At 45.5% G+C, this 26,628-nt stretch carries 26 protein-coding genes; 7 read left to right on the forward strand and 19 right to left on the reverse strand.

From position 1 onward, the window contains the following. Positions 1-15 precede the first annotated feature (15 nt). Positions 16-1,026, forward strand: a complete 1,011-nt coding sequence (gene tsaD, locus F3I09_RS16765) for a tRNA (adenosine(37)-N6)-threonylcarbamoyltransferase complex transferase subunit TsaD (protein ID WP_149696189.1) — start codon at positions 16-18, stop codon at positions 1,024-1,026. Positions 1,027-1,034: 8 nt separating this feature from the next. After that, positions 1,035-1,763 carry a tRNA1(Val) (adenine(37)-N6)-methyltransferase gene (locus F3I09_RS16770; protein ID WP_149696190.1) on the forward strand — a complete coding sequence of 243 codons (729 nt, stop codon included), beginning with the start codon at positions 1,035-1,037 and terminating at the stop codon, positions 1,761-1,763. A gap of 6 nt (positions 1,764-1,769) precedes the next feature. On the opposite strand, the gene F3I09_RS16775 is transcribed toward F3I09_RS16770, so the two are convergent. The 4 genes from F3I09_RS16775 to F3I09_RS16790 all read right to left on the reverse strand — a co-directional run bounded on the left by F3I09_RS16775 (position 1,770) and on the right by F3I09_RS16790 (position 6,024). Next, complete coding sequence (locus tag F3I09_RS16775) at positions 1,770-2,969, reverse strand: NAD(P)-dependent oxidoreductase (protein WP_149696191.1); 1,200 nt, start codon at positions 2,967-2,969, stop codon at positions 1,770-1,772. Positions 2,970-3,063: 94 nt separating this feature from the next. Further along, positions 3,064-3,501, reverse strand: a complete 438-nt coding sequence (locus tag F3I09_RS16780; RefSeq protein ID WP_149696192.1) for a hypothetical protein — start codon at positions 3,499-3,501, stop codon at positions 3,064-3,066. Positions 3,502-4,058: 557 nt separating this feature from the next. Beyond that, positions 4,059-5,087: an alpha/beta hydrolase gene (locus F3I09_RS16785; RefSeq protein ID WP_149696193.1), complete on the reverse strand. Its 1,029-nt coding sequence runs from the start codon at positions 5,085-5,087 to the stop codon at positions 4,059-4,061. 88 nt (positions 5,088-5,175) lie between these two features. Beyond that, positions 5,176-6,024, reverse strand: coding sequence for an AraC family transcriptional regulator (locus F3I09_RS16790; protein ID WP_149696194.1), 849 nt, complete (start codon positions 6,022-6,024; stop codon positions 5,176-5,178). A gap of 122 nt (positions 6,025-6,146) precedes the next feature. On the opposite strand from F3I09_RS16790, the gene xth reads away from it, so the two are divergent. Next, positions 6,147-6,926: an exodeoxyribonuclease III gene (gene xth / locus F3I09_RS16795; protein ID WP_149696195.1), complete on the forward strand. Its 780-nt coding sequence runs from the start codon at positions 6,147-6,149 to the stop codon at positions 6,924-6,926. Between the two features lies 1 nt (position 6,927). Here the strand turns inward: xth and F3I09_RS16800 are convergent, their stop codons facing one another. The 13 genes from F3I09_RS16800 to F3I09_RS16860 form a co-directional block, all read right to left on the reverse strand. Next, on the reverse strand, positions 6,928-7,329 hold the full coding sequence (locus F3I09_RS16800) for a hypothetical protein (protein ID WP_149696196.1): 402 nt from the start codon (positions 7,327-7,329) through the stop codon (positions 6,928-6,930). Positions 7,330-7,398: 69 nt separating this feature from the next. After that, entirely contained in the window at positions 7,399-10,620 is a 3,222-nt protein-coding gene (locus tag F3I09_RS16805) for an error-prone DNA polymerase (RefSeq protein WP_149696197.1), read from the reverse strand. Positions 10,621-10,635: 15 nt separating this feature from the next. Beyond that, entirely contained in the window at positions 10,636-12,135 is a 1,500-nt protein-coding gene (locus tag F3I09_RS16810) for a DNA polymerase Y family protein (protein ID WP_149696198.1), read from the reverse strand. Continuing rightward, positions 12,135-12,899 (reverse strand): ImuA family protein, encoded by a 765-nt coding sequence (locus F3I09_RS16815; protein WP_223233267.1) that lies wholly within the window; start codon positions 12,897-12,899, stop codon positions 12,135-12,137. Before F3I09_RS16815 ends, F3I09_RS16810 begins: the two co-directional genes overlap by 1 nt. A 145-nt stretch (positions 12,900-13,044) precedes the next feature. Continuing rightward, a complete protein-coding gene (locus tag F3I09_RS16820; RefSeq protein WP_149696199.1) occupies positions 13,045-13,842 on the reverse strand; it encodes an AraC family transcriptional regulator in 798 nt (265 codons plus the stop codon). A 62-nt stretch (positions 13,843-13,904) separates the two neighbouring features. Then, positions 13,905-14,741: an oxidoreductase gene (locus tag F3I09_RS16825; protein ID WP_149696200.1), complete on the reverse strand. Its 837-nt coding sequence runs from the start codon at positions 14,739-14,741 to the stop codon at positions 13,905-13,907. Positions 14,742-14,810: 69 nt separating this feature from the next. Continuing rightward, positions 14,811-15,902 carry an ArsO family NAD(P)H-dependent flavin-containing monooxygenase gene (locus F3I09_RS16830; RefSeq protein ID WP_149696201.1) on the reverse strand — a complete coding sequence of 364 codons (1,092 nt, stop codon included), beginning with the start codon at positions 15,900-15,902 and terminating at the stop codon, positions 14,811-14,813. 31 nt (positions 15,903-15,933) lie between these two features. After that, positions 15,934-16,347: an arsenate reductase ArsC gene (locus F3I09_RS16835; RefSeq protein ID WP_149696202.1), complete on the reverse strand. Its 414-nt coding sequence runs from the start codon at positions 16,345-16,347 to the stop codon at positions 15,934-15,936. Positions 16,348-16,376: 29 nt separating this feature from the next. After that, positions 16,377-17,462 (reverse strand): ACR3 family arsenite efflux transporter, encoded by a 1,086-nt coding sequence (gene arsB, locus F3I09_RS16840; RefSeq protein ID WP_149696203.1) that lies wholly within the window; start codon positions 17,460-17,462, stop codon positions 16,377-16,379. 15 nt (positions 17,463-17,477) lie between these two features. After that, the gene (locus tag F3I09_RS16845; RefSeq protein WP_149696204.1) at positions 17,478-17,966 is read right to left on the reverse strand and encodes a GNAT family N-acetyltransferase; all 489 of its coding nucleotides are present in this window, start codon (positions 17,964-17,966) and stop codon (positions 17,478-17,480) included. A 9-nt stretch (positions 17,967-17,975) separates the two neighbouring features. After that, positions 17,976-18,821 carry an arsenite methyltransferase gene (locus F3I09_RS16850; RefSeq protein WP_149696205.1) on the reverse strand — a complete coding sequence of 282 codons (846 nt, stop codon included), beginning with the start codon at positions 18,819-18,821 and terminating at the stop codon, positions 17,976-17,978. 56 nt (positions 18,822-18,877) lie between these two features. After that, positions 18,878-19,207, reverse strand: coding sequence for a helix-turn-helix transcriptional regulator (locus F3I09_RS16855; RefSeq protein WP_149696206.1), 330 nt, complete (start codon positions 19,205-19,207; stop codon positions 18,878-18,880). Positions 19,208-19,270: 63 nt separating this feature from the next. After that, a complete protein-coding gene (locus F3I09_RS16860; RefSeq protein WP_223233268.1) occupies positions 19,271-19,810 on the reverse strand; it encodes a TIGR00730 family Rossman fold protein in 540 nt (179 codons plus the stop codon). 390 nt (positions 19,811-20,200) lie between these two features. On the opposite strand from F3I09_RS16860, the gene F3I09_RS16865 reads away from it, so the two are divergent. Together F3I09_RS16865 and F3I09_RS16870 are read left to right on the forward strand one after the other, a co-directional pair. Continuing rightward, positions 20,201-20,527 carry a hypothetical protein gene (locus F3I09_RS16865; RefSeq protein WP_149696208.1) on the forward strand — a complete coding sequence of 109 codons (327 nt, stop codon included), beginning with the start codon at positions 20,201-20,203 and terminating at the stop codon, positions 20,525-20,527. Positions 20,528-20,999: 472 nt separating this feature from the next. After that, a complete protein-coding gene (locus F3I09_RS16870) occupies positions 21,000-21,656 on the forward strand; it encodes a hypothetical protein (RefSeq protein ID WP_149696209.1) in 657 nt (218 codons plus the stop codon). 82 nt (positions 21,657-21,738) lie between these two features. Here the strand turns inward: F3I09_RS16870 and F3I09_RS16875 are convergent, their stop codons facing one another. Beyond that, positions 21,739-22,839: an NADH:flavin oxidoreductase gene (locus F3I09_RS16875; protein WP_149696210.1), complete on the reverse strand. Its 1,101-nt coding sequence runs from the start codon at positions 22,837-22,839 to the stop codon at positions 21,739-21,741. A gap of 566 nt (positions 22,840-23,405) precedes the next feature. Here F3I09_RS16875 and F3I09_RS16880 point away from each other — a divergent pair. Next, positions 23,406-24,482 carry a hypothetical protein gene (locus F3I09_RS16880; RefSeq protein ID WP_149696211.1) on the forward strand — a complete coding sequence of 359 codons (1,077 nt, stop codon included), beginning with the start codon at positions 23,406-23,408 and terminating at the stop codon, positions 24,480-24,482. 65 nt (positions 24,483-24,547) lie between these two features. Here the strand turns inward: F3I09_RS16880 and F3I09_RS16885 are convergent, their stop codons facing one another. Further along, positions 24,548-25,033: an Lrp/AsnC family transcriptional regulator gene (locus tag F3I09_RS16885; protein ID WP_149696212.1), complete on the reverse strand. Its 486-nt coding sequence runs from the start codon at positions 25,031-25,033 to the stop codon at positions 24,548-24,550. Between the two features lie 132 nt (positions 25,034-25,165). Between F3I09_RS16885 and F3I09_RS16890 the strand changes: the two genes are divergently transcribed. Then, a complete protein-coding gene (locus F3I09_RS16890) occupies positions 25,166-26,623 on the forward strand; it encodes a CoA-acylating methylmalonate-semialdehyde dehydrogenase (protein ID WP_149696213.1) in 1,458 nt (485 codons plus the stop codon). Positions 26,624-26,628: the final 5 nt, after the last annotated feature.

Raw genomic sequence — 26,628 nt, forward strand, 5'->3', positions numbered from 1 at the left:
CCTACCTTTGCGGGCATGTCTGTAAAAATACTGGCCATAGAGTCTTCGTGCGATGAAACGAGCGCTTCCGTGTTGGCTGATGGAAAGATCCTGTCTAATTTTATTGCCAATCAAACCATTCATGAGCAATATGGTGGCGTAGTGCCCGAGCTGGCATCCCGTGCCCACCAGGAAAATATTGTCCCTGTAGTGGATCAGGCCCTGAAAGTGGCTGGCGTCCGCAAGGAGGAACTGAATGCTATTGCCTTTACGCAGGCGCCCGGCCTGATAGGCTCCCTGCTGGTAGGTAGTTGTTTTGCCAAATCCATGGCGTTGGCACTGGATGTTCCGCTGATTGCCGTACATCACATGCAGGCGCACGTACTGGCCAATTTCATCGGAGAGGAGAAACCCACATTCCCTTTTCTATGTCTGACCGTTTCCGGTGGACATACCCAGATCGTACGTTGTGACAGCCCTCTTAGCATGAAGATCATCGGTGAAACACTGGACGACGCAGCAGGAGAGGCCTTTGACAAAAGTGCTAAATTATTAGGCTTACCCTATCCCGGAGGCCCTCTTATCGATAAATACGCCCGGCAGGGAGATCCCAACAGGTTCAAATTTCCGGAACCCCAGATCCCAGGCCTGAATTTCAGCTTCAGCGGCTTAAAAACATCTATTCTCTACTTCCTGCAGGAACAGCAACAGAGAGATCCGCAGTTCACGGAGAACAATATGGCGGATATCTGCGCTTCCATTCAGCATCGTATCGTCAGCATCCTGATGAACAAACTGGCAAAAGCATCCAAAGAAACAGGTATCAGGGAGATAGGTATAGCAGGAGGGGTAAGCGCTAATTCCGGTCTCCGGACGGCCTTACAGCAGTATGGCGAAAAGTATGGCTGGCAGACCTACATTCCCAGGTTTGAATATTGTACCGACAATGCCGCTATGATTGCAATAACAGCCTGGTATAAATACCAGGCAGGGGAATTTGTTGGACTGGATGCTGTACCCGGAGCAAGGGCAGGTTTTGATCATTAGTAAAGACGATGGCGAATCACTATTTCCGTTTTAAACAATTCACCGTACATCAGGAGGCCTGCGCCATGAAGGTCTGTACAGATGCTTGTCTGCAGGGCGCCTATACAGCTGCATTCCTGCAAACCAATAAACCCGTCATACAACGGATACTCGATATCGGCACAGGTACCGGGTTATTGTCCCTTATGATGGCGCAGCAATTACCTGATGCCGCCATTACTGGTATAGAACTGGATGCCGCCGCCGCTGGTCAGACGAAGGCCAACTTCACTGCTTCACCCTGGAGCGACCGGCTGCAGGTCATAGAAACGGATGCCAGGGAAATGGCTGCTGATGGGCAATATGATTTCATTATTACCAATCCTCCTTTTTACGAATCGGATCTGAAAAGCAGCAATCATCTGCGTAACCAGGCAATGCATGCTACTACGCTGGATTATAGTGACCTGTTGAAAGTAATTGACAGACAATTGAAGGCAGAAGGGGCGTTCTCTGTTTTATTGCCTTATCGTCCGTTTGGTGACTTTATATCAATGGCCGGTGCAGCGGGATTTTATTTGCAGGAAGTATTACATGTGAAACAGAGTGAACGCCATGAGTATTTCCGCAGCATAGGCATCTTCAGCAGGCAGCAAAATGAACCAAAGGTGGAATCAATGGCTATCAGAGCAGCAGATCAGAATGCTTATACACCAGCGTTTGTGTCGTTGTTGCAGCCGTATTATTTATATCTTTAGTTTCCCTCACTCCTCGACATAATCCTTCAAATACTCAAACCGCTCAGTCAGCGCACCCTTGTCTGCAATAGTAGCATTATGAACAACTGTACTATCCGGCCTTTGCAATTCATCAAACACATATTTCATCAGCTGGTCGCCAAAGTACTGTGACGCATCCCGTGGAAGCTCATTGGGTAAATTGCTGACGCACATCATATCCAGTGTATCCGGCAGGTAAGGAGCTGTCCGCTGCCTTGTATGCCTGTCTACGCCATATACAGGATCATCAATACTGGAGTCTCCGAGATTAGAAGGGATTGAGCCGTTGGTATCATCGGTGATATCCGCAATGACCTTAATACGGAAATTGTCTTTTGCCAGGTCATTCCAGGTGAACAGTGGTGAGATGCGCTGATCCCAGTAAATACCGTTCATGAGAATGTCTGTAGCTGTCACAAATGGCAGGAAGCGGCAATCATACTGCTCGGGATGGAGATGAAAATCTTCTCTGCTATATGTTTTATCTGTTTTCCGGAGATATAATTCTCCCGCCTTTAGCTGTGTATATACCGGGTAAGCATACGTGTTGATCAGGAACTCTTCCGGTGGGATGTATTTGATACCCAATAATCCCATTACCTCCAGTGTTCCCGCCGCCACGCGGCCTGAGCCGGTAATAACGATCTTTAGCGGAGGCAGTTTTGCTCCGAAATAATGATTGATCAGCTCTTTAAAATCATGACATTTATGTACTGGTACCAGGCTATATTGGCCAGTCTTTTTCCCATAGGTCAACAGCCCGTTGTGTGCACCTACCACACCGGCAAAGAATCCAAATCCCAGTATCCGCTGACCGTCTTCATGCACCAGGCATTCATAATCGATCAGGGTAATATTGCGTTGCAGAATAGTCTGCAGCATATGTTTGTTGTGTGGCTGCTTTTTACGTGTATGGGAAAAGAACAGGTATTTTTTGCCGGATAACAGTTTCTCAACAGGTACTTCCTTTATACCTAACAATACCTCACAATGGGAGAGGTCTTCCGAAAGAGGAATACCGGCAGCTTTATATTCATCATCTGAAAAACATCGCCAGGCAGATGGCTGAACGGTGATACTTACCTGCGGGTTGTTTTTGATGATCCACTGACATTGCTGCGGCGTAAATGCTACTCTGTTATCATGTGGCTGTTTTTCCTCCCTTATAAGACCAATGTGTAACATATCCGGGTTTTGGTGTAGCCAAATATAATACTTATTCGTGTTTGATCTTACTGGCTGCTACGGATATGCATTGAGAGGGACATGCCCTGGCATACTACACCGGTTCTGTCACTGCCGTAGCAGCTTGTTCTTTTTTAGTTCTACCCATAACGTAGCCACTACTCCCACTCAAAAGTGCAGTAACAATTATTTCTATCACCCTCATTACTATTTCTTTATTACCGCTATAAAGACAATATATAAAGAAGAGTATCATAATAAGCAGGATTGTGATAATCACAAGAAAGATCAGCAACCGGTTCCTGAATACATATTTAGGCGTATTCCTCATATATTCGGCATGTATATCAATGTTTCTCATAGAAAGCTCGTGTGCCATACCGATTTCTTTGCCCCGGAGTGCTAATTCCTGTTGCTTGCATTTGATCTCTTCTTTTTGATTAGCGGCCATCTCCCGTAATAGTTCCACATTAAATGGATTATTACGGTTATTTGGGTCATTCTGATGGATAGGGATATTAAGATCAGACATTTTAAGCTGGTTTAAACTGTAGTATATCGGTACCCTGGTTTAAATTTAACCCGGACATGCCCCAGGATCTGGTTACTGCCTAATGGGGGTGGTACAAACTTAGCAGTTAGAATAGCATCGATGTTTGTTTCTACAAGTTTGACATACTGGTAAGGATTCAATATTCTTTCTTCGTCGAATTTGGATTTAAATTGTGCAGGTTTGAACATCATCATGTTGTTGCTTTGTTTATGAGTTGTCAATAATGTTTAAATTCTTTTTAATGCAGGAACTGTATAAATAGCCGCATTACTGGGTTTGTAAAGTGATCTGAACGCGAAACAACAACAATAATCTCGTAGAGAAAGAAAGGCCTATGCTGCCTGTTACAATGGATATGTTTTAAACACTTACATGCCTCTCAAACAACACAAATATACACAATCCCCTCAGAGATTTCGTTAACTCCAAGTTAATAAAACCCACCTTCCACTCACTTTAACGCCTATATAAAATGAGATAGCCTCTGACTGCATTCAAATGCTGTCAGAGGCTGCCTTTTTTTGTTGAACCGTCGCTTATTTCAGGTAAACTTTCAATTCATTTCCTGCCTGCAACATAGCTGAACGTGTGGTCGGAGTGTTTGCGATAGGATTCAGCAGACCATAATCATGGATGGCGCCGTTGTATCTTACCATTGTAACCGTCACACCTGCAGCATCCATTTTGCGGGCATATGCTTCGCCTTCATCACGCAGTACATCGTTTTCGGCAGTCTGCACCAGTGCTGGAGGTAAGCCTTTCAGCTGTTCCAGTGTTGCCTGTAACGGTGAAGCATAAATTTCTTTTCTCGCTGCCTGGTCTGTTGTATAATTATCCCAGAACCATTTCATCATATTTTTAGTCAGGAAACGCTGTTCTGCGTACTGGTTGTAGGAACCTGTCTCAAAGTTAGCGTCTGTCACAGGCCATAAGAGTATCTGAAGTTTAATAGCAGGACCATTTTTATCTTTCGCCATGAGCGCTACTACAGCTGCCATATTTCCACCAACGCTGTTACCTGCTACTGCCAGGCGTTTTCCATCTACATTGATTTCTTTACCATTGGCTGCTACCCATTTAGTGGCTGCATAAGCCTGATTGATCGCTACCGGATAGTGCGCTTCCGGAGAAGGTGTATAGTCAACGAATACTGCTGCTGCTCCGGATGTTACTACCAGGTCACGTACCAGTCGCTGGTGAGTTGGAAAATCACCTAACACCCATCCGCCACCGTGGAAGAACATAAACACAGGCAATACACCTTTAGCGCCTTCCGGGCGAACGATATGCAGCTTTACGGTCTGTCCGTCCTGTGTAATTGTCTTTTCACTTACTGTAATACCGGAAATATCCACTTTCACGCTCGATTGTGCGCCAACTAATACTGCACGGGCATCTTTAGGAGATAATGTTTCCAGCGGTGCGCCACCACTGTTATTTAAGGCATGGAGAAACGCCTTGGTATGACTGTCAATGTTAGGATCGTTGTCTGGATTTACATTCTGTGCCATTGCGCCTATACTTAGTAAAGTTGATGCAGCGAGTGAAAGTATTTGCTTTTTCATTTTGTGTGTCGTTGAATGTGATTGTTTTAATTTGATAACACAAAGCTACTGCAGCAGACAAAGGGGAACAATGCACGAATGACGACACTTATTGTACTTTTTCCCCCTCGGCGTATTTTTTTCGGAAAAGAAGGGGGGAGGCGTCCACCTGGTTGGTAAAAAGGCGCACAAAATAGGCCGGATCTTCATATCCCAGCTTGTAACCGATCTCTTTTACACTGAGATCTGTATGTATCAATAGCCTTTTGGCTTCCAGGATAATACGCTCCTTAATAATATCATTGGGGCTTTTCGAACTATGCCTCGAAATCCTTTTACTCAGCGCTTTCGGAGTGATATTTAATAAGTTGGCATAATCGGCCACATTATGATGAGTAGTATAATGCGCTTCCACCAGCTGACTGAATTTCCTGATAAACTCCACCTCCTGCGCTATCCCGCTATCTGCCAGATCATGTGCTTTCTTCCACATACGGGTAGAACGTATAATAAGTTGCTTCAGGAAAATACGGATCATCTCTTCCATATTACTTTCCTCATTGACCGCTTCAAGCTTTATTTCCTGTATCAGATGCCTGGTTTGCCGGGAGGTTTCCTCATCCAGGTATACCACAGGTATTTCATACACATTATTATATAATAGGCCATCACAGGCTACTTCCTTGTCGTGAATCTGCACACAATAGAAATCGCGGTTGTAATATAATAAGGTCCCCTTACCGGAGAATTTATACCACTGACCATCCTTTATAAAGAACAGCGCATCCTGTTCCAGTCTGTATTCCCGGAAATCCACCATTACCTCGGCGCCCGCTTCAATAAAAAGGATCTTAATGAAGGGACTATAATCGTCGTGCCTGATATCGTCGGCAGTACCTGCGTCAAAATCAAGACATCCTATCGTCTTGGAAAAGAAATGTTTCAGCAAATGTTCCATGCTGCAAATTTATGCCCTTTTTTAATCTCTGTTATAAACAAAGCCCAGCCTGGTGGTATGAACTTGCATAACCCTTATCTTCGTTGCGTAAGTAAATACGCAATTGAACCAAGCCGATTATTATGAAGATAGCTACTTATAATGTCAATGGCGTCAACGGACGCTTGCCTGTCTTACTCCGCTGGCTGGAAGAGACGGCGCCGGATGTTGTCTGCTTACAGGAGCTGAAAGCTCCGCAGGAGAAATTCCCTGAAGCTGCCATAAAAGATGCCGGCTATAGTGCCATCTGGCATGGACAGAAAAGTTGGAATGGTGTTGCCATCCTGAGCCGTAATGCACAGGTGGAAGAGGTGAGACGTGCACTGCCAGGCGATCCGGAAGATACGCATAGCCGCTATATCGAAGCGGTGATCAACGGCGACTTCCTGCTGGGTTGCCTGTATCTGCCTAATGGTAATCCTGTACCAGGACTTAAATTTGACTATAAGCTCAATTGGTTCAAACGCCTGACAGCACATTCAAAAGAACTGCTGTCTAAAGATTTTCCTGTAATACTCACAGGCGATTATAACGTCATTCCCACCGAAAAGGACGTTTATAAACCAGAACGCTGGGTAGACGATGCCCTGTTCAGACCAGAAACACGGGCTGCTTTCCAGGAATTGGTGGCACAAGGCTGGACAGATGCTATCCGCAAACTGTATCCGGATGAGAAGATCTATACTTTCTGGGATTATTTCAGGAATGCCTACGGCCGTGATGCCGGTTTGCGTATTGATCACTTCCTGCTGAGCGCTCATTTCGATAAACGCCTGAAGGCTGCCGGAGTTGACCGTCATGTACGGGGCTGGGAAAAGTCAAGCGACCATGCGCCTGTATGGATCGAAATAACAGGAAAATAACCTATTTTTTAATGGGCAACATATGTATTTCCAACAGGACGCCTTCCGGGTCCTTATAACCAACCACGAACTGATCCTGGTCCAGTTTTATGACCTGGTACAGGGTCTGTTCCCTGGTTTGCTTATCTGTGATGGTTAACAGTTTTTTAGTAGGATCATATTGCCAGTTGCCATTCTCTTTTTTCCCATTTTCAATAGATAACACACGATTGTCTTTATAAAAGATCATTCTGTCTTCCTGCTGTTTGGCAGAAGGCGTCTGCTTTTTACTATTATCTCCATAATACGCTAACCGCCACTCTTTTGAAATCATATCAGCAAAAGTAGTTTCCTTATTTTGTCCATGGCTTTGTACCATGGAGGAGAATAGTGAAGCAAGCAACAGGAAGAAAGGCCTTTTCATGGATCGTATTTTGATGAATTTACTATTATCTCTGCATATATCCTGCCAATCCGGGAGTCGCTATCAGCGTTACCTGAAATTTCTTGCTTCCGGAAGCCTGATCTCCTCCGTATTTTCCTGACCCTGAGAAGCTTGTTCATCCATGTCAAAAAGTGTATTTTCTGCGGATTGCTGCGAGCCGGTTATATCTTCCTCCTTTATTGCAGTCAGCTGATGCAATAACCTTGTCAGATTGTGACAGCGCTTTACAACAACATGTATCACTTCCCCTTCACGCTGTACTTTACCTTCCACCATCAGTAGTTTGGATTGCAGGATCTCTTTCCTGAATTGCTGGTAGAGCTTTTGGAACACTACCAGGTTAGCATGTCCTGTCTCATCTTCAATAGTAATAAAACAGATTCCACTGGCAGTTCCCGGACGTTGCCGTACCAGTACAAGCCCTGCTACCATCACCGGCATTCCATCGCTCATGTTGTCCAGCTCATTGATGGACCGGATATGCAGCATGCTGAGTTTCTCCCTGACAAAACTCACTGGATGGGCTTTTAAAGATAATGACAGTGCACTGTAATCATGCACCACATGTTCGGAATCTGTCATCTTCGGAAGAGCCACCGGCTTTTCAACCGCACTTTCTGATTGCCCACCGGTAAACATCCCGATAGGACGATCGCCAAGGGCCGATATTTCCCATAATGCCTGCCGCCGGTCCAATCCTAATGATCTGAAAGCATCGGCATCAGCCAGTTTTTCAAGGCTAACCTGCGACACGCCTGCCTCCCTCAGAGCCAGTATCGTCGTATAAGGCGTTTTTCTGGCAGATACAAGCACTTCAATCTCATCCTGCTGTAAACTCCTTACCTGACGAAATCCCAGCCTTAAAGCGCAACATTTATCATCCACCATTTCCTCTAAAGTATTATCCCATAGAGAGTGATTGACATCCACCGGCCGGACTACCACACCATGTTTGCGGGCATCGATCACGATCTGTGCAGGTTGATAAAATCCCATAGGCATACTATTCAGTAAAGCACAGGCAAATACGTCAGGGTGAAAACACTTGAGATAAGAAGATACATATACCAGTAACGCAAAACTGGCGGCATGACTTTCCGGGAATCCATAACTACCAAACCCTTCCAGCTGTTTGAAAATACGGCGCGCAAATTCTTCTTTATACCCTCTGTCTCTCATGCCCTCGATCAGTTTCTTTTCAAATTTGCTGACAATGCCCTTTGCCTTGAATGTAGCCATACTACGACGCAATTCATCCGCTTCTGCCGCCGTAAAACCCGCTGCTACCATAGCGATCTGCATGGCCTGCTCCTGGAAGAGAGGAACGCCTAATGTTTTCTCCAGTATCCCTTTTAATGCTGGTGAAGGATAATCCGGGTCTTCTTCTTTATTACGTCTGCGCAGATAAGGATGTACCATACCCCCTTGTATAGGCCCTGGTCGTACTATGGCAACTTCAATCACCAGGTCATAAAATCTTTCAGGTCTCAAGCGTGGTAGCATAGACTGCTGCGCACGGCTTTCGATCTGAAACACACCAATCGTATCTGCATGACTGATCATTTCATATACTTCGGCCTTCTCTGGCGGTATATTGGCCAGTGTGAAATCCTTATTGTGATGTACTTTCGCAAGATCGAATGCCTTCCGGATACAGGTCAGCATTCCCAGCGCAAGTACATCTATCTTAAGAAAGCCCAGTGCATCGATATCATCCTTGTTCCACTCAATACAGGTCCTGTCTTCCATACGCGCATTCAGAATAGGGCAGAGATCAGAAAGCTTATCCTGCGTAATAACAAAGCCTCCGGTATGCTGTCCCAGCTGACGGGGGAAACCTACCATTTGTTCCGTCAGTTCCATTACTTTTTTGAGATGATGATCATTGGTATCTAATCCCTGTTCTGCAACACGTTGTTCACTAAACTCTTCATCCGAATGATGCCAGATAGAGGACGATAAGCGGTTGATAGTATCTACCGATAATCCCATCGCTTTCCCTACGTCCCTGATAGCGCCTTTGTGGTGCTGTTGCGTGACAGTAGCGACGATAGCAGCGCGGTCACGGCCATATTTGTTATAGATGTATTGCATGACTTCCTCCCTGCGTTCATGCTCAAAGTCAACATCAATATCAGGTGGTTCATTCCGTGCGGAAGAAATGAACCGTTCAAACAACAGATCTATTTGTGTCGGATCTACTGAAGTAATGCCAAGACAGTAACAAACAGTGGAATTAGCCGCAGAACCACGTCCCTGGCAAAGAATTTTCTGCTTTCTGGCGAAACGCACAATATCATGCACTGTCAGGAAATAAGAAGCATAATTCATCTCTTCAATAAACGATAGTTCATGACGGATGGCAGTTGAGATCTTTTCAGGGATATCTTCTCCAAATCGCTCCCTGGCGCCCTCCCAGGCAAGATGCGTCAGCTCTTCCTGGGGCGTACGTCCTTCAGTAGTAAGCTCCTGCGGATAAACATATTTTAAACTATCCAATGAGAACTGGCATGCCTGGGCTATCTCCTGTGTACGCTTGATCGCATCGGGATACTGACGGAACAGGCGATGCATTTCAGTAATAGGTTTCAGATACCTTTCTGCATTCTGATGCAGCCGGAATCCTGCATTGTAGATAGTGCATTTTTCACGGGTGCAGGTCAGTATATCCTGCAACTGCCGCCGCTCCGGATGATGATAATGTACATCATTGGTGGCTATCAGTGGAATGTGAAACCTTGCTGATAACTGTGCAAGCTGATATATTCTCTTCTGATCATCTCCAAGATAAGAACGTGTCGCTGCGAGATACAGCTGTGATCCTAAATGTTTGCCATATTCCTTCAATGCCTCCTTGAACGGCGTCTCAAAATCAAAAGATGTTGTCAGCTGATCTGGTGGAACTGCAATGAATTTCATCCCTTCCGCATGTTCATACACGTCTTTTTTATACAGATGACAATCGCCTTTTTCTGCACGCAGATTCCCCTTTGTCAGCAGTCCGCAAAGCCGGCTGTATGCAGCTTTATCCGTCGGATAAGCCAGCAGGCTGGGACCATCCATCAAATCGAGCCGGCAACCGACAATAATACGCATATCCTTCTTTTTGGCGGCAACATGAGCACGCACGATACCTGCCAGTGTATTACGGTCGGTAATAGCGATCTCCTTATATCTATAGGCTGCTGCCTGCTCCACAAGCTCCTCCGGATGAGAAGCACCCCGTAAGAAGCTGAAATTACTTGTAACCTGCAGATCAATGTAATTCATACAACATCACTTTAACTATGCAAAAAAGCCATGAATAAACCATTGGGACTGATCCCCGGAATAATGCCCTGATCTGAACAGCCAGTATCGTTGTCCATCTGCATCTTCCACGTTATAATAGTCCCTGTGTTCTCCGCCATCCAGCCACCATTCGCGTTCTATCCGCTCCGGCCCATCCGCTTTCCTGATCTCATGTAGTTTGCCTTTGTAGCGGAATAACATGGGCGGATAATCCGGTATCGGCGCCGTCACCTCGATGGGTTCAGGTTTTGACAACAGCTGCACCGGCCGGGGTTTATCTGTCCGCCAGGCAGTAGCTGGCTTGTCATCAAGCGAAGTAGCCGTTTTGAACGACCGCTCAGGCCAGTAATGTTCGGCAGGCAGATAACGGCGGATGCAGTCTTCCCCGATCTTACCTGCCAGCCGGTCCAGCAGTTCTGCCACCGCAGGCGTCTTTAACCCCGGATTGCCTATCCATAAAACTTCCTGTGACGGCGATACATCTTCAACCTTTGATGCTTCCAGCGTGAATAGCTCAATACCCAATGCGGGTTCTATAGTGGGTATCTTCAGCTCAAATAACCTGAAAAGGTGCTGCGGATGATGCGAAGCATGACTTGTCCCGATCTCAGCCTGCACCATCCTGTTATCTACGCGGTACCCTTTGAGGATGGCGGTACGAAGCCCTTTCCCTTCTTTCTGCAGACGCAGACAAAGCTGTTCCAGTAATACGTTTATTGCTATTTCGATGCCAGGAGCGGTACGGATAGGTTCCAGGCAGGGTAGGCGTTCTTCATAAGGAGGTACCGGATGAAGCGGTTCAATCGCTTCTATTTCATATCCCAATGCCTGTCCAAGCCGTAGTAACAATTGCGGCCCGAAACGTCTGCGTAACACAGATGCTGGCATATTCATGAAACTACCGATCTGGTGTAATCCCAGTTTCTGCAAGCGGGCAAGGATCTCTTCTTCCAGGCGTAAAGCGGCAGGAGGTAGGAGCATCAGCGCATTGCGCTGTCCTTCGCTGTCAATAATGGGAGTTATTTTTCCATAACGGGAAATCGCCCAGGCTGTTCCAATGGTATCTGCCATAGCGCCACGTACATCATAACCGATGGCGCGGATTTTTGTAATGATCTCTTTCAGATAAGGCCGTTCTCCTCCCCAGAGATGCGTACAACCGCTTACATCCAGGATGAGACCATCCGGCAGATCTATTCCCACAACAGGTGTATAACGTATGCACCATTCACCCAATGCCTTCAGTAATTGAGCCGCACGTTCCGGCTCATCATCAAATACCTCCAGGGAGGAAACGATCGCTTTGGCATCTGCCAGTGGCATACCGGGTCTGATACCTTGCGTTGCTGCTGCCGGACTGGCCGAAGTGATCACCATCCTGTTATGAACAGGAGCGGCCAGCACGAAGGGCTTGTTCTGTAGCCCCGGCTGCCGGCGTACATGCCAGTCGGTCAGCAGATGACGGAACCATATCGACATAAAACGTCTGGACATCACCCCACTTTTAATTGCCGCCCCGGTATAATGACGGTAGCAGCATCGCCTGAAATAACCACACATTTCCCTTCCGCCCATTCCATCTTCCAGGTACCGGGACGTCCATTACGTACCTTTAGCAGGTCCACGTTCCAGCGGGGAAAACCAAGGCCCGGCATACCCTCTTCCAGTTCGCTGGGTAAAGGCGAGATCTTCCACCGGGTCACACAGGCTGTTGTATTTGCACTTCTGGAAGAAGTACGGAGAATAAAACCTGTCACCTTACTTTGTTCTACTACCAGCTGCAGCCGGCGGGATTGTGTAAAACTGATCTCCGGTACTTCAGCGATCACAGCTGCAATCCCATTACATTTAAGCGCTTCCTCCAATGTCCAGAGCGCATCTTTTATCCGTTGCATATCAATAAAAATGACCCTGTCCGGTGCTATGCCAAAAGTTTGTAGGGAAGGAGGAAAAAGCGTCCTTGCCACGCTTATCCAGATACAGACGCCTCCGCGCTGCATCAGATTGCCGGCAAGGGCACTTACAAAACCAGTTGTTGCAGCAGCATGTTCCTTTGCCGCACAGAGAAATTCATGTATAGCGCCTGTAGGGAAAATACCATTTGGGAAAGCAGTGTTCACAGGGCCCAGGTCTATATCAGGTACAGTATCAGTCAGCTTTGACCTGAACCCCTGCATATGAAGGATATCCTTCTGCAATTGTGAAATAATATCTGCTTTTACTCCTGGCATACCTGACTGCTGATTGAATACGAACAACTAATTTGTTTAGCAATATTACTAATAAAATTAGTATTCTGAAAAGGTGTTTTTTACACGCTTAGCAGTTCCGTTGCTTATAGGAAGATTATCAGTCAATTAAGTATTGTTGCTGGCAGGATGATCGGGTTGCTACTGTAGCTCATCAGATCTTGCTGGGAGCCGCCCCATACATTTTCTTGAACGCAAAGGAGAAGTGGGAGAGATCTTCAAATCCTACATCAATATACACATCTGAAGGGGCTGCACCTTTTTCCTTGATCCGGTAATAAGCTTCCTGTAATCTCTTCTGTTGTAACCATTTACCCGGAGTTGCATTGAATGTTTTTTCAAAGTCCCGTTTAAATGTCGATAGACTTCTCCCCGTTAAATAAGCAAATCTGTCTAACGGCACATTAAAATGAAAATTCTTGGTCATAAATGCTTCCAGGTCTATTTTCCCGGGTTCCGTGAGATCGAACAGTATGTCTTTTAACGCCGGATTGGTTTGTAGCAGTACAGCGATAGCTTCTTTTACCTTTAGCGACAGCAATACTTCATTGTTACCATGCATCAGCGCATCATAAGGCTGTAAAGAGTCCATATAACTCTTAAGAAGGGGATGGGAGTGCAGCAACATGACCGGTGGCGTTTGCAGATGCTGCCCTGAAGTATACCCATATTCAGCAGCAAAATTCCTGAGCGTCTGCTGATCAAGGAAAACAGAGATGTTCTTATATTCACCATTTGCCGGCGGCTGTTTGGTGAATTTTATCAGGCTGTTTCTTCTGCTGAATCTGAAACAATCTTCGTGAAAAGTGTACTGTTTTTCTCCATCCGACATAGTAAGTGTACCAGATAACTGGTAACTGAACACATGTTCAGGTACAAATTGTTCACCTTGTCTCGTCTGGTTGTAATAGCAGGAATAAGTGATCTGTTTCAATGGTTTTTGTTCGCTCATATCATCCTGAATAAATAACCTGACTGCCAGGAGACAGCCAGGTATGACAAAACTAGAAATTATTATTTAGTATTATCCTCGTCTGTAGATTCACTTACAGAAAGCCATTTATCCAGCTCTTCCCGTCTTACAGCATCTGCCTGTTTCAGCAAATTAGTAGCATCACTACCTAAAACGAGATGTACAGGTGGCTCCGGATGATCTGCCAGCTCTACCAACACTTTTGCTGCCTTCTCAGGATTACCTTTGGGAATGAATTGATTGTTCTTAAAGATCTCAGCCCTGCTGTCAACGGTAGACTCATAACCTTCTACATGCGGAGCTAAACTCATGGATGCTCCTGCCCAGTCTGTGCGGAATCCGCCTGGTTCTACGGATGTTACCTTTATACCTAATGGTCCCACTTCTTTTGCCAGTGCTTCACTGAATCCGGATAATCCCCATTTGGCACTCTGGTACATGCTTAATCCTATACTGGTGATACGTCCGCCAACAGAACTAACCTGTAATATCCTGCCGGAACGTTGTTTTCTCATATGAGGAAGTACGGCCCTTGTAATTTCTACAGGCGCATAGAGGTTTGTCTCAAACTGACTGCGTACCTGTTCATCTGTAAATGCTTCGGCAGCGCCAACGATGCCAAATCCTGCATTGTTCACCAGCACATCAATACGGCCGAAATGAGCAATTGTATCTTCCACCGCTTTATATACCTGCTGATAATCCGTCACATCCAGCTGAACGGGAAAAATGCGGTCGCCATATTGCTGAACGAAATCATTGAGTTGTGTGGGATTTCTTGCAGTCGCTGCCACTACATCTCCTTTTGCCAGCACTGCGGCAGTTAAACTCCTGCCTAATCCTCTTGAACTGCCTGTGATAAACCAAACTTTAGTCATAATCTTAAGTTTTAACGTTACTCAAAATTACAGACTCCCGACTGACGCAGGTTTGTTACAAAGTTCAATTTAGTTTGTTATAAAGTTCACATCACTCCAGCTACTGGTGCCCTCTAAAAAGTGCACCACATCATCAACCGTCTTTTTAGCTGTGCGTCCAACCCCGATCAATGTGGCAGAGGCGAACCCTGTCCAGGAGCCATATCCCACCAGCCAGAGCCCTGCAATATTTATAGCTTTCGTTTCATGTGTGTGGATCTTTCCATCTGGCTGAAAGATTTCCAGTGGTGCCAGATGCTGTAAGGCAGGAAGAAAACCAGTACAGAAGATAACAGCATCAACGGCTTCCTGCCGGCCGCCATTCCAGCCAATGCCGTCTTCATAGAAATAATCAAAAGATGGTAAAGCATGATATACATCCCTTTCAATGGCCTCGCGTACAAGCGGCACCTTTACAATATGACCAAGAGGGCGCGGTTGATAGTTTTTTCCTTCCTGCCGGGCTTTATAAAGTGCGGTAGCCGCATCAAAGAGATAACGCCCGTCTATATGATCAGGAAGGAATGAAGGGGCATTTCTGGTCGTCCACAATACATTTGCAACTTTGGATACCTCCGCCAGTATCTGGGCGCCCGAATTACCTTCGCCGGCCACTACAACCCTTTTGCCGGCAAATGCAGCAGGACCGCGATAATCAGCAGAATGTATAACCGTCCCCTTGAAAAGGGACTTATCCGGAATATCTGGAATAATAGGATGGGAGTAGTTGCCTGTAGCGCTTATAACAGCCTTTGAGATATACGTCCCCTGGCTGGTCGATAATATGAACAGATTATTTTCTTTTCTGACTTCCAATACCTCAACCGGCCTTTTCACCGGAAATTGGTATCTGCTCTCATAATCCCGCAGGTATTGAAGCGTTTCATTCCTGGTAGGGTATTTGTCGCTTCCACCGTTCATGATAACGCCGGGCAGTGAGCTCCATTGCGCGGGAGAGAATAATGTAAGCGAATCCCATACATGCTGCCAGGCGCCTCCCGCTGCGGTTTCCTTATCCAGCAAAACATAACGTAGCCTCGTTCGCTTCAGGTAATAAGCTACAGCCAGGGCACTCTGGCCTCCTCCAATAACAATTACATCGTATACATGCTCCTGGCTCATAGCTCAAATTCTTACCCGCTAATCTAACTGTTTAAAGATTATTTTCAACAAATTGCCTGGAATACGTTTTAATCTGCTCTCGCACACTACGGAACGATTCCATGATCTGTTCCGGTGTTCCCGTTGCCTTTGCCGGGTCGGGGAAGTTCTCATGAAATTTTACTGCGGATGATGGGAAAACAGGACAGCGCTCCTTCGCATTATCACAGACGGTAATTACATAGTCGAAATCGATATCCCTGTACTCGTTGACATTGTTGGATGTATGCCCGGAAATATCAATTCCGTCTTCTGCCATAATAGCAACCGCTTTAGGATTTACACCATGTGTTTCAACACCTGCGCTGTAAACGATGGCTTTGTCTCCTGCAAAATGTTTTAAATATCCTTCTGCCAGTTGGCTGCGGCAGCTATTGCCCGTACAGAGCACGAGTATTTTCTTCATGAAGATTGTATTTAAATCGTTATGATCAATTAAGCAACTATGTTTTGAATTTCCTGGCCATACCATTTTTTGCGCAGCCAGAATGCAAGATTTACAAGGGCGATGAGAGCAGGAACTTCTACCAGTGGCCCTATCACACCGGCAAATGCCTGTCCGGAATTGATCCCGAATACACCGATCGCCACAGCAATAGCCAGTTCGAAATTGTTACCGGTGGCAGTGAAGGCAATAGCGGTATTTCTTGCATAATCAGCGCCTAATGCTTTGCCAATAAAAAAGCTCAGCAGGAACATGATAGAAAAATAGATCACCAGTGGAATGGCAATACGTACTACATCCATCGGAATACGTACAATAAGCGCCCCCTTGAGACTGAACATCACAATAATGGTGAACAGTAATGCGATGAGTGTAACAGGAGAGATAAGAGGAATGAATTTCCCCGTATACCACTCTTCTCCCTTAATGCGTATCAGACTATATCTGCTGATGATACCAGCGGCAAATGGTATCCCCAGGTAGATCATTACACTCCGGGCAATATCACCGATACTGATATCGATGTTCAGTCCTTTCATTCCAAACAAAGGAGGTAATACGGTAATAAACACATACGCATATACACTGTATAACGCTACCTGGAAGATGCTGTTGAGCGCCACCAGCCCCGCAGCATATTCACGGCTGCCCTCTGCAAGCTCATTCCATACAATGACCATCGCAATGCAACGGGCAAGGCCGATCAGGATTAACCCCGTCATATATTCAGGATACCCGTTCAGAAAAAGAATAGCGAGCACGAACATTAATATTGGGCCGATCACCCAGTTGAGCAGGAGGGAGGCACCGAGGATTTTTGTATGCCTGAACACCTGTCCCATTTGTTCATAGCGGACTTTGGCAAGCGGTGGATACATCATCAGTATCAATCCCACAGCAAGCGGAATATTGGTTGTTCCGCTGGACATCTGATTGATATAGGAGGGAAACGCAGGCAGAAAATAACCTGTGGCTACTCCAATAGCCATCGCGAGGAAGATCCATAGCGTCAGGTACCTGTCCAGGAAATTTAATTGCTTTCTGTTATGCGCAGGTGTACAGTTATTAGCAGACATATTTTATTAGTTTAATCAAACCCCAACAACATTACTTCTTCTTTCCATCAGCACAGTATTCCGCCAGATGCCATTCATCTGACCTATCTTCTCCCGGTAACCCACCTGCCTGAATCCATTTTGTTCATGCAGTCTGATGCTCGCCACATTCTCAGGGAAGATGCCCGCCTGTAAAGTCCAGAACCCATGACCTTCACTTTCACTGATCAGTGCCTGGATCAGCTTATTACCTGTTCCTTTCCCCCTGGCAGGTTCCCCGACATATACGCTGACCTCCGCCACACCGGCATACACACAGCGGCCGGATACCGGTGTGAGAGCGGCCCATCCCAGGACCGTATCATTTTCTATGGCTACCAGCCGGCAGCTTTGCGTATGTGCCTTGTCCCATTCCTCCCAGGAAGGAGCGCTTGTCTGGAATGTCGCATTACCGGTTGCAATGCCGCTTTCATAGATAGTTTTTACCTGCTCCCAGTGCGCAGGTTGCATGGAAATGATCTGCATACGTAAATCTTATTTTGTACAGCAGCCAGGTTCGCAGCAGCTGGTAGCCGTTGGTTTCTCTGCATAGACAGTTATGCTGTAAATGCCTGTCTGACTGTTTTTAAAGTCTTTTATCTCATCGGCAGACAGATACCCAGACAGGATATCATCCGGTATAATAATGGCTTTCTCTTTCTGTACCGTAATATCCGCAAAACCATTGTTATGGATTAAATCCAGGTAAACCTGTTTCTGTATAGCGCCCGATACACAGCCTGCATACATCTCAGCGGCTTCCTGTATAGCCGGTGGCAGATCTCCCTCCAGTACAATATCGGAAATACTGAAATGACCTCCCGGTTTTAATACCCGGTAAATCTCTTTCACCACGGCATCTTTATTGGGAACAAGGTTCAACACACAATTGCTGACCACTACATCAGCCACATCGGCTGTAACCGGCATCTTTTCAATATCTCCCTGTCTGAACTCGACGTTATTAAACCCGCGTACCTCCGCATTGGCACGCGCTCTTTCTATCATCGCCGGTGTAAAGTCTATACCGATCACCTTACCCGTTTCACCTGTTTCATGTCTGGCTATAAAACAGTCATTCCCTGCACCGCTGCCAAGGTCTATTACTGTGTCACCTTTCCTGATCTGCGCAAACTGGGTAGGCAGACCACATCCCAGACCAAGGTCTGCATCGGCATTGTAACCTTCCAGTGTGCTATAATCATCACTCATGATGTTATATACCTCTGTGGAGCAACAGCTGGAACCGCAACAGGATGCCTGGTTACTGGTCTTATCCTGTAATGCGATCTCACTGTATTTCTGCTTCACCATGTCCTTGATTTGCTGATCGTTTGACATAAAAGTGGAGTTTTAAAGTATTATTGTAATATTACGATGAATAGGAGCAAAAAAAATCAACAGCACTTATTCTCCAGGCTTACCTCTCCGAAGAAACTGTTAAACAATTGTTTATACTGTTTCCAAACTGCCGGATTGATACAATAGCATACACTGGCGCCTTCAATAGTACCCTGAATGATCCCCGCGTTCTTTAATTCCTTGAGATGCTGGGAAGTGGTAGCCTGGGCAAGCCCTAATTCTTCCACCAGGTCTCCGCATACACAGGCATTGGTCCTCACCAGGTACTGCAGAATCGCAATACGTGCAGGATGCGCAAGTGCTTTCGCCATACTGGCGAGCTCATTTTGCTGCTTGGTGAAAAGGTCTGTTTTACTTGCTCCCATATCGCAATATTACGATGATAGTTTTAATTACCAAAAAAAATCAGGGGAAAACTTACATATTTCTCAGGATAACCTATTACTAAAGATAGCCTCCGGAGAATCAACTACGGTAAAAGCATGTGCGGGATCAGTATACAGGAATCCTTTTTCTCGCATAATTGATATCTGCTGTACGAATGGATCATAGAATCCCGCTGAATTAAGCAGGATGACTTTTTTATCGTGGATACTCAGACTGTTCCATGCCATCATTTCAATCACCTCATCCAGTGTACCGTAACCTCCCGGAAGAATGATAGCTGCATCACAAAGACTGTACATCATCTTCTTCCTGGTATGCATGTCTTCCACAATATGGAGCTGCGTTAATCTATCATGTTTGAATTCCCTTTCGACCAGCGATTTAGGCATCACCCCAATTACGTTCCCCTCATTTTCCAATGCCGCATTCGCGACAATACCCATAAGACCACTATTGCCCCCTCCGTAGACGAGTGTGATCTTATGCTGTGCAAGCAATGCACCAAGCGTCGCTGCATGTTGTGAAAAGAGAGGATCACTTCCTGGTTTTGAACCACAGAAAACTGCTGCTGATTGAAACATGATAAAGATGATTAGGATGCAATATTAGCAGATAAAAGTGGAATATTTATGCAGCGGGGATATCATTGTGGGATTCCCGAAAAGCTAATACTGATAGCTGACATAGATAATAGAGGTTAGAACGGATGAATTTTATCAATTAATAATATGTTGATTTAAAATAAAGTATGTCTATGTTTTATAAAAAAAAATATCAAAATAATCATCGCTGAATCATGCAATCTCTTAACTTTGCAACATCAATAACCCAACGAAAATTTTAACACCAAAATTTAAAATCCAAAAACATGAAAAATCTAGCAATGCTATCAGTCCTACCGCTACTACGACTACGTCTACAAAATCAGCAAGGACAAGCAATTTCTCAATCCACAAAACCTGCATATCCAAATGAGATATCAAATAAGTTACAACCATCTGAGTGATTTCTTCTGCGTCATGCGGGGATGCAACAGCCTGCGCATGAACCACGTCAACCTCAATATCTACCGGCCTTCCAAAGTCTTTTACATACCAGGTGTCATTACAACATTATCCCCGGCCGAAAGCAAGACACAAACCAAGGATTATAACAAGCCTCCCACATATCCTGAAATCAGCCCCCACTCAAAAGATAAAATTCACCCACAATTCAGTTATGGAATAAGTCCGCAAACAGCGCATGGCATTGCATTAATCGCTGGTGCTATGTTATACGATTGTATCCGTAAGGAATAGCCGGAATATACATACTTAAAAGTTGCAAGAGTAATTACGTCTTCGTTCTCTGAACGGAGCGTAGAAAGCTTTTCCTATCGTCGGCCAAATTCAGGTCCGGGATTACAGATTCTTTTGCCTTAACAAAGCATAAAGTGAATTGAGAATGAATGAGCTCATTCTCAACAGGGAAGCTATTGCGTATAAATTGATCTGTACGTTCTCAATAAAATCTATTAGAAGTAGATAGTCAGTATGCAGTGCTAGCTTGTTTTAGCACATGACTGTATTTCTATCGAATAAGTATTTTTTACTGGAAAGAGTTATGAGGATTATGAAACGAGCCTGGTATTCCTGCCGGGCTTCTATTAAAATTCTGGAAAGAATTCTTCAGACAAATGAATTGTCTGCATCCTTGTAGTAATGCCGATTGTAAAGGCAGGTCTATTCGGACTATATAAAAAAATATTGATCACAAAAAATAACAATTACAATGCCTAGAATAAAAACAGCGCAATCATTTTGGATGTGGTTCATGTGCCACCAGAAGGTTTATTTACGCTTGGATGAGGTAAATGAAACCGAAAAAGAAGCATGGTTAACTGAATTATTGAATCAATTACATAGGTATCATAAGGGCCTGGGATATGTACTAAATCTTGAACATGGTATCCATGCAGAATTAATAATATCGGCTGAGGGAGATTTCAGGTTGTTTGAAGAGGTCACATTTTTAATAAGTGTAGCCCCGGTGTTGGATGATTGGAATTTCGTCGATTTTGTATATCCAACTGAGATTAAGGGCTTATTTACTCATGATGATATGGTGTTCTTTCCTGATGATATTTATTTTACCGCACGTAAGAACAATAAACGTTTAGGATTATTGGATCTTCAGTTATACATGGATGCTACTCAGGCTAACTGGCAATCAGCGGAATTCTACAATGCCGTAAATCTGCTTTTGTTAAACCTTCTCGGGGAAATAAACCTGGCTACAACTATTGGTAAGTTTTCAGTAAATGATATACAGGATGTCTCCGGTAGAAAGCGGCTATATGCTTTACGCGAGCTGCCCAGGTTTGTATCTACACGTAACGTAATAAGAAAACTGCTTCCGGCTATGATGAGCCAGGGCATTTTATTTTGATGTGGGATTAATATTAGGGGTTTAATTAGATAACAGCGCCCCGGTATCTACCGGAGCGCCTTTTTTATACTAACAATTACAACTACAACAATTCTGCTAATGCTTCTTTTGAAAACCCTTTCAACTCTTCCGTCCTGCCTTCTTTAATCTTTTTCACCCAGTTCGGATCTGCAAGAATAGGTCTTCCAACAGCTACCAGATCAAAATCTCCCCGGTCAAATCTACGTATCAGTTCCTCCAATGAACTAGGCTCCGAGCTCTCACCTCTGAACGCTGCAAGAAACTCTCCGCTCAGTCCTACAGAACCAACAGTAATAGTCGCCTTACCGGTGATCTTTTTCGCCCATCCGGCAAAGTTCAGGTCAGATCCTTCAAACTCCGGATCCCAGAAACGGCGCTGTGAACAATGGAAAATATCCACACCCGCATCCGCCATTGGCTGCAGCCATGATTCCATTTCCGCCGGAGTAGCAGCCAGTTTACTGTTGTAATCATAAGGCTTCCACTGCGATAAACGGATGATGATGGCAAAATCGTCTCCAACACGGCTCCGCACTTCTTTAATCACCTCAACTGCAAATCTTGTCCGCTCTGCCAGTGTTTTGCCTCCATAACGATCGGTACGCAGATTCGTATTTCCAGAGAAGAACTGATCGATCAGGTAGTTATGCGCACCATGTATCTCAACACAGTCAAATCCCAGGCTTTTGGCATCCGCAGCGGCATCGCCAAAGGCCTTGATTGCATCCGCAATATTCTTTTCTGACATAGCAACACCATTCGTATTATCAGGCCTGTTTATACCGGAAGGACCCTCAAAAGGAGTGAGGGGCAACCAGCCGGAATGGTGATTATCCATTACTCCCTGATGCCATATCTGCGGCCCCATACTGCCGCCACCTTCATGTACCCCATTAATGACCTTCTGCCAGCCATTCAGGGCACTTTCCCCATGAAAACGGGGAATATTCGGATCGTTAGAAGATGCAGGACGGTTGATTACCGTACCCTCGGAAAGGATCAATCCAACCTCACCCTCCGCACGGCGGCGGTAATAGGCGGCTACGTTATCTCCCGGAACGCCATTTGGTGAAAATGACCTCGTCATAGGGGCCATTACAATCCTGTTCTTTATGTTCAGCGACTTGAGGCTGAAAGGCTTAAATAAGCTCAGATTACTCATTCTGTTTACGTTTATATATACGTTGACCCAATAGGGGATAAAAGAATTTCAACGCAAAGATATCGGAGATTTCCGAAATACCAATTATGTTTTACATGCAAATGACACTTTACCCCAACCAGATTGAATTGATTTCTGAAGAAAATTTTGTAGTTTGCTATATAGAGAGGATATCGAGAACACCCCAGATATTTTCGAATAGACAAGCGATCCTCTCCCTAAAAAGTTAATACCCCAAAAAATACTTCCATGAATACTTCTTCCTCTTCACCCTTGAAGAAGCATTATAATGATGCCAGGAAAAGGTTATTGAAAATTGGTAACGACGCGCTGCACTAACTACCGCGTGTATAATCCGGTTTTATCATCGGGATTCACGTATATAATCCCGGATTATCATCCGGTTTTATACCCCATATCCGCGTTTATAATCCGGTATTTAGGCCTGGTATTTGCAACCACAGGCTTCATCCCCCGGAATTTTAATACCAGTTTAACAACACATTCACCCCACACACTTGCAACACAATTATCGAATACCGATCTTTAGACAAAATAAATAAAGTATGAAATCGAGAGAACAACTGCAACGGGAAAACGAAATGATCAAGGACATGCTAACAGGCGGAGTAGAAGACCTATTGCTCAAGATTCCCGGCGTGCATCATGTCAGCATTGGCTTAAAAGAGGTAAACGGACATATCACAGACACACTCTGTATCAGGATATACGTCCGGGAGAAGAAGGACCACAGCCAGCTGCCTGCGCATGAAGTGCTGCCTTCAGAGATCAATGGCATCCCTACAGATGTAAATATCATTCCAGACTTTAATGCCTGTATCGACGAAAATACATACCGCCCTCTCCGGGGAGGCATTCAGATCACCAACCGCATTGTAGTACAGGATCCAAATAATTTCGGTAATGAAATAGCACACGGTACACTCGGCTGCCTGGCAACAGATAACGAAACAGGTAAACCGGTGCTTTTAAGCAACTGGCATGTAATGATGGCCAATAATGCAAAAGTGGGAGATAGAATATACCAGCCGGCTCCCGCAGTACCCGACATAAACTTGTCGTTATTACCATACCATCCCCAAGATGACGTTAATGCAGTCGGCAAGATCCTCAAAGCAACCATTAACAATAAAGTAGATGCAGCAATTGCAGTAATTGACTATCCCCGCATCAACGGCGACGCTCAATATCTTAACGAGATCAATGGACTTTGTTTAAACGGCAGGCCAGAGCAAAACATGATCCTTGGTCAGGCCACCGCTATCGCCGGACAAACAGTCTTCAAAGTAGGAGTAGTGTCCGGACGCACAGAAGGCAGGATAGTAGACGTCAACTATCCCGTTACAACCTTTCCAATAGAAGGAGAGAACCGCACCTTTACCGGCCAGATCGCCATTCAGCCCATAAGCCGGGACATGCACTTCTCAGAAAAAGGAGATTCAGGCTCCGTTATTATCGATATGCACAATAACATCATCGGATTGCTATTTGCCAGCAATGGTAACGCGAAACCGCAAATCACCCTTGCCAACCACATTGCCGACGTATTGGAAGCCCTGAATATCACCATCAATTTCTCCACCCAAAACGCATCCCCAAGCCCTCACAAGCAGGAACTATAGAAAAGAGCGATAGATACGGGTAGCTCAGAAAAATCGCGCCATCCGCAAAAATTGAACAATACACCTCAGCCCTTCAGCAACAGCAAATCCGGCTGCGCATACTTATACACTTTAAAATATATCGTCGTATTCGTCTGATACACCCCCTCAAACGTCGACAGCTTATCGACAAACGTCAGCAAATGGTCATTATCCCTACACATCACATTCACCTCAAGATCATACGCCCCCGACGTCATCGCCAGAAAACTCACCTCGGGCAGTACAGCAATCCGCTTCGCTACAGCCTCCTTCAAGGTCGCCGGCCTGATATACACCGCAATGTGCGCATAAGACCGGAACCCTACTTTCTCCGGATCCACCCGGCCAATAATACTGATCGTCCCTTCCTCGATCAGCCGGTTAAACCGCGTACGTACAGTACCAATAGAAACGTTCAGCTTTTCAGCAATGATAGTAAATGAAACCCTGCCATCCTGTTGCAGATAGGTTAAGATAGAGAAATCAAGGTCGTCCAGGGGAAGCTTATCAGTGGATTTAGTCTTTGCCATTTCTAGTTAGAATATAGGAGTTAAATGAAATGTGCAGAAATGTCAGAAAGTACATGCTAAATGTACATTTTTTTCAGTAAATTAAGGGTATCGTATAAAAAATGCATTTCATAACCCAAACTCCCCAAGGCAATGAAATACGAAAGGGTCAGGAATTTCATTAATGGAAAATTTAAGGAAGTGTCATCCCGGCGTACACTCCCCATCATCTCCCCGGCAGATGGCAGTACGTTGGCAGAAATGCCATGTTCTACTGCAGCAGATGTAGCAGAAGCGGTACAGGCCGCAAAAGCAGCTTTTCCCGGCTGGAGCAGAACACCGATCAAGGAAAGAGTACAAGTCTTTTTCAGATATAAATACCTGCTCGAACAATACCTGCAGGAACTCGCAGCACTGGTCAGCGAAGAAAACGGTAAGACGATGACAGAAGCCATCGCAGAAGTGGAAAAATGTATAGAACTGACTGAATTCGCCACCTCATTGCCCCAGCTGATCACCGGAGAAGTGCTGGAAGTCAGCGCCGGAGTGGAATGCCGCACTACCCATGTACCACTGGGAGTGGTCGCTTCTATCGTACCCTTCAATTTTCCTGCAATGGTGCCCAACTGGACCATCCCCAATGCCATCGCCCTGGGCAATTGTATGATCATAAAACCCTCTGAAAAGGTGCCGCTTAGCTTGGGAGTACTCGCCCGCCTGCTGAAGGAAGCCGGACTGCCCGACGGAGTACTGAATATCGTCAACGGCGACAGTGAAGTAGTGAACGCCATCTGCGATCACCCCGATATAGAAGCCGTATCATTTGTCGGATCTACCAAAGTCGCTAAAATAGTCTACCAGCGCGCTACCCAGACACTAAAACGTTGCCTGGCGCTCGGAGGCGCAAAGAACCACCTCGTAGTATTGCCCGACGCCAAACCCGGTATGACCGCACAGAATGTTGCCGCATCCATGAGCGGATGTGCCGGACAGCGTTGTATGGCAGCATCGGCAATGATAGGCGTAGGACAGGTAGATCATATCGTAGACCTCGTCTGCGAAGAGGTAAAAAAGATCGTACCCGGACAAAACCTCGGCGCCGTCATCAGTAAAGAATCGAAAGATAGAATAGAAAAATATATCACCGAAGCTGAAGCCCAGGGTGCTAAAATACTCGTGGACGGCCGCGGTGCAAAAGTAGCCGGTAAGGAAAACGGTACCTACGTAGGTCCTACAGTCATCGACTACGTAACCGCCGATATGGCGGTAGCGAAAGAAGAGATCTTCGGCCCCGTCATCAGCATCATGCGCACCAATACAGTGGATGAAGCACTGGTCATAGAGAACGCCAGTCCCTACGGCAATGCAGCTTCCGTATTCACACAGAACGGTGGTATGGCGCGTTACATCAGCGAAAGGGCCAGCGCCGGAATGATCGGCGTCAACGTAGGCGTACCCGTGCCACGCGAACCCTTCTCTTTCGGAGGATGGAATGAAAGCAAATTCGGCGTAGGCGATATCACCGGCAAAAGCTCCATAGAGTTCTGGACGAAGCTAAAGAAGAGTACTACCAAATGGAATCCTGAAGAAGGAGTAAACTGGATGAGTTAGCATTA

The sequence above is a fragment of the Chitinophaga sp. CF418 genome (assembly GCF_900142925.1).
Lineage (GTDB): Bacteria > Bacteroidota > Bacteroidia > Chitinophagales > Chitinophagaceae > Chitinophaga.

What these genes read in the sequence shown, in the direction of transcription:
- F3I09_RS16860 (WP_223233268.1), bottom strand. Translation starts at nt 19,810, where the DNA reads ATGTTTCAATCAGCAGCAGTTTTCTGTGGTTCAAAACCAGGAAGTGAT.
- F3I09_RS16810 (WP_149696198.1), bottom strand. Translation starts at nt 12,135, where the DNA reads ATGTCCAGACGTTTTATGTCGATATGGTTCCGTCATCTGCTGACCGAC.
- F3I09_RS16830 (WP_149696201.1), bottom strand. Translation starts at nt 15,902, where the DNA reads ATGAGCCAGGAGCATGTATACGATGTAATTGTTATTGGAGGAGGCCAG.
- arsB (WP_149696203.1), bottom strand. Translation starts at nt 17,462, where the DNA reads ATGTCTGCTAATAACTGTACACCTGCGCATAACAGAAAGCAATTAAAT.
- F3I09_RS16870 (WP_149696209.1), top strand. Translation starts at nt 21,000, where the DNA reads ATGCCTAGAATAAAAACAGCGCAATCATTTTGGATGTGGTTCATGTGC.
- xth (WP_149696195.1), top strand. Translation starts at nt 6,147, where the DNA reads ATGAAGATAGCTACTTATAATGTCAATGGCGTCAACGGACGCTTGCCT.
- F3I09_RS16820 (WP_149696199.1), bottom strand. Translation starts at nt 13,842, where the DNA reads ATGAGCGAACAAAAACCATTGAAACAGATCACTTATTCCTGCTATTAC.
- F3I09_RS16845 (WP_149696204.1), bottom strand. Translation starts at nt 17,966, where the DNA reads ATGCAGATCATTTCCATGCAACCTGCGCACTGGGAGCAGGTAAAAACT.
- F3I09_RS16865 (WP_149696208.1), top strand. Translation starts at nt 20,201, where the DNA reads ATGAGATATCAAATAAGTTACAACCATCTGAGTGATTTCTTCTGCGTC.
- tsaD (WP_149696189.1), top strand. Translation starts at nt 16, where the DNA reads ATGTCTGTAAAAATACTGGCCATAGAGTCTTCGTGCGATGAAACGAGC.
- F3I09_RS16770 (WP_149696190.1), top strand. Translation starts at nt 1,035, where the DNA reads ATGGCGAATCACTATTTCCGTTTTAAACAATTCACCGTACATCAGGAG.
- F3I09_RS16805 (WP_149696197.1), bottom strand. Translation starts at nt 10,620, where the DNA reads ATGAATTACATTGATCTGCAGGTTACAAGTAATTTCAGCTTCTTACGG.
- F3I09_RS16850 (WP_149696205.1), bottom strand. Translation starts at nt 18,821, where the DNA reads ATGTCAAACGATCAGCAAATCAAGGACATGGTGAAGCAGAAATACAGT.
- F3I09_RS16855 (WP_149696206.1), bottom strand. Translation starts at nt 19,207, where the DNA reads ATGGGAGCAAGTAAAACAGACCTTTTCACCAAGCAGCAAAATGAGCTC.
- F3I09_RS16875 (WP_149696210.1), bottom strand. Translation starts at nt 22,839, where the DNA reads ATGAGTAATCTGAGCTTATTTAAGCCTTTCAGCCTCAAGTCGCTGAAC.
- F3I09_RS16780 (WP_149696192.1), bottom strand. Translation starts at nt 3,501, where the DNA reads ATGTCTGATCTTAATATCCCTATCCATCAGAATGACCCAAATAACCGT.
- F3I09_RS16835 (WP_149696202.1), bottom strand. Translation starts at nt 16,347, where the DNA reads ATGAAGAAAATACTCGTGCTCTGTACGGGCAATAGCTGCCGCAGCCAA.
- F3I09_RS16885 (WP_149696212.1), bottom strand. Translation starts at nt 25,033, where the DNA reads ATGGCAAAGACTAAATCCACTGATAAGCTTCCCCTGGACGACCTTGAT.
- F3I09_RS16800 (WP_149696196.1), bottom strand. Translation starts at nt 7,329, where the DNA reads ATGAAAAGGCCTTTCTTCCTGTTGCTTGCTTCACTATTCTCCTCCATG.
- F3I09_RS16825 (WP_149696200.1), bottom strand. Translation starts at nt 14,741, where the DNA reads ATGACTAAAGTTTGGTTTATCACAGGCAGTTCAAGAGGATTAGGCAGG.
- F3I09_RS16880 (WP_149696211.1), top strand. Translation starts at nt 23,406, where the DNA reads ATGAAATCGAGAGAACAACTGCAACGGGAAAACGAAATGATCAAGGAC.
- F3I09_RS16775 (WP_149696191.1), bottom strand. Translation starts at nt 2,969, where the DNA reads ATGTTACACATTGGTCTTATAAGGGAGGAAAAACAGCCACATGATAAC.
- F3I09_RS16785 (WP_149696193.1), bottom strand. Translation starts at nt 5,087, where the DNA reads ATGAAAAAGCAAATACTTTCACTCGCTGCATCAACTTTACTAAGTATA.
- F3I09_RS16890 (WP_149696213.1), top strand. Translation starts at nt 25,166, where the DNA reads ATGAAATACGAAAGGGTCAGGAATTTCATTAATGGAAAATTTAAGGAA.
- F3I09_RS16790 (WP_149696194.1), bottom strand. Translation starts at nt 6,024, where the DNA reads ATGGAACATTTGCTGAAACATTTCTTTTCCAAGACGATAGGATGTCTT.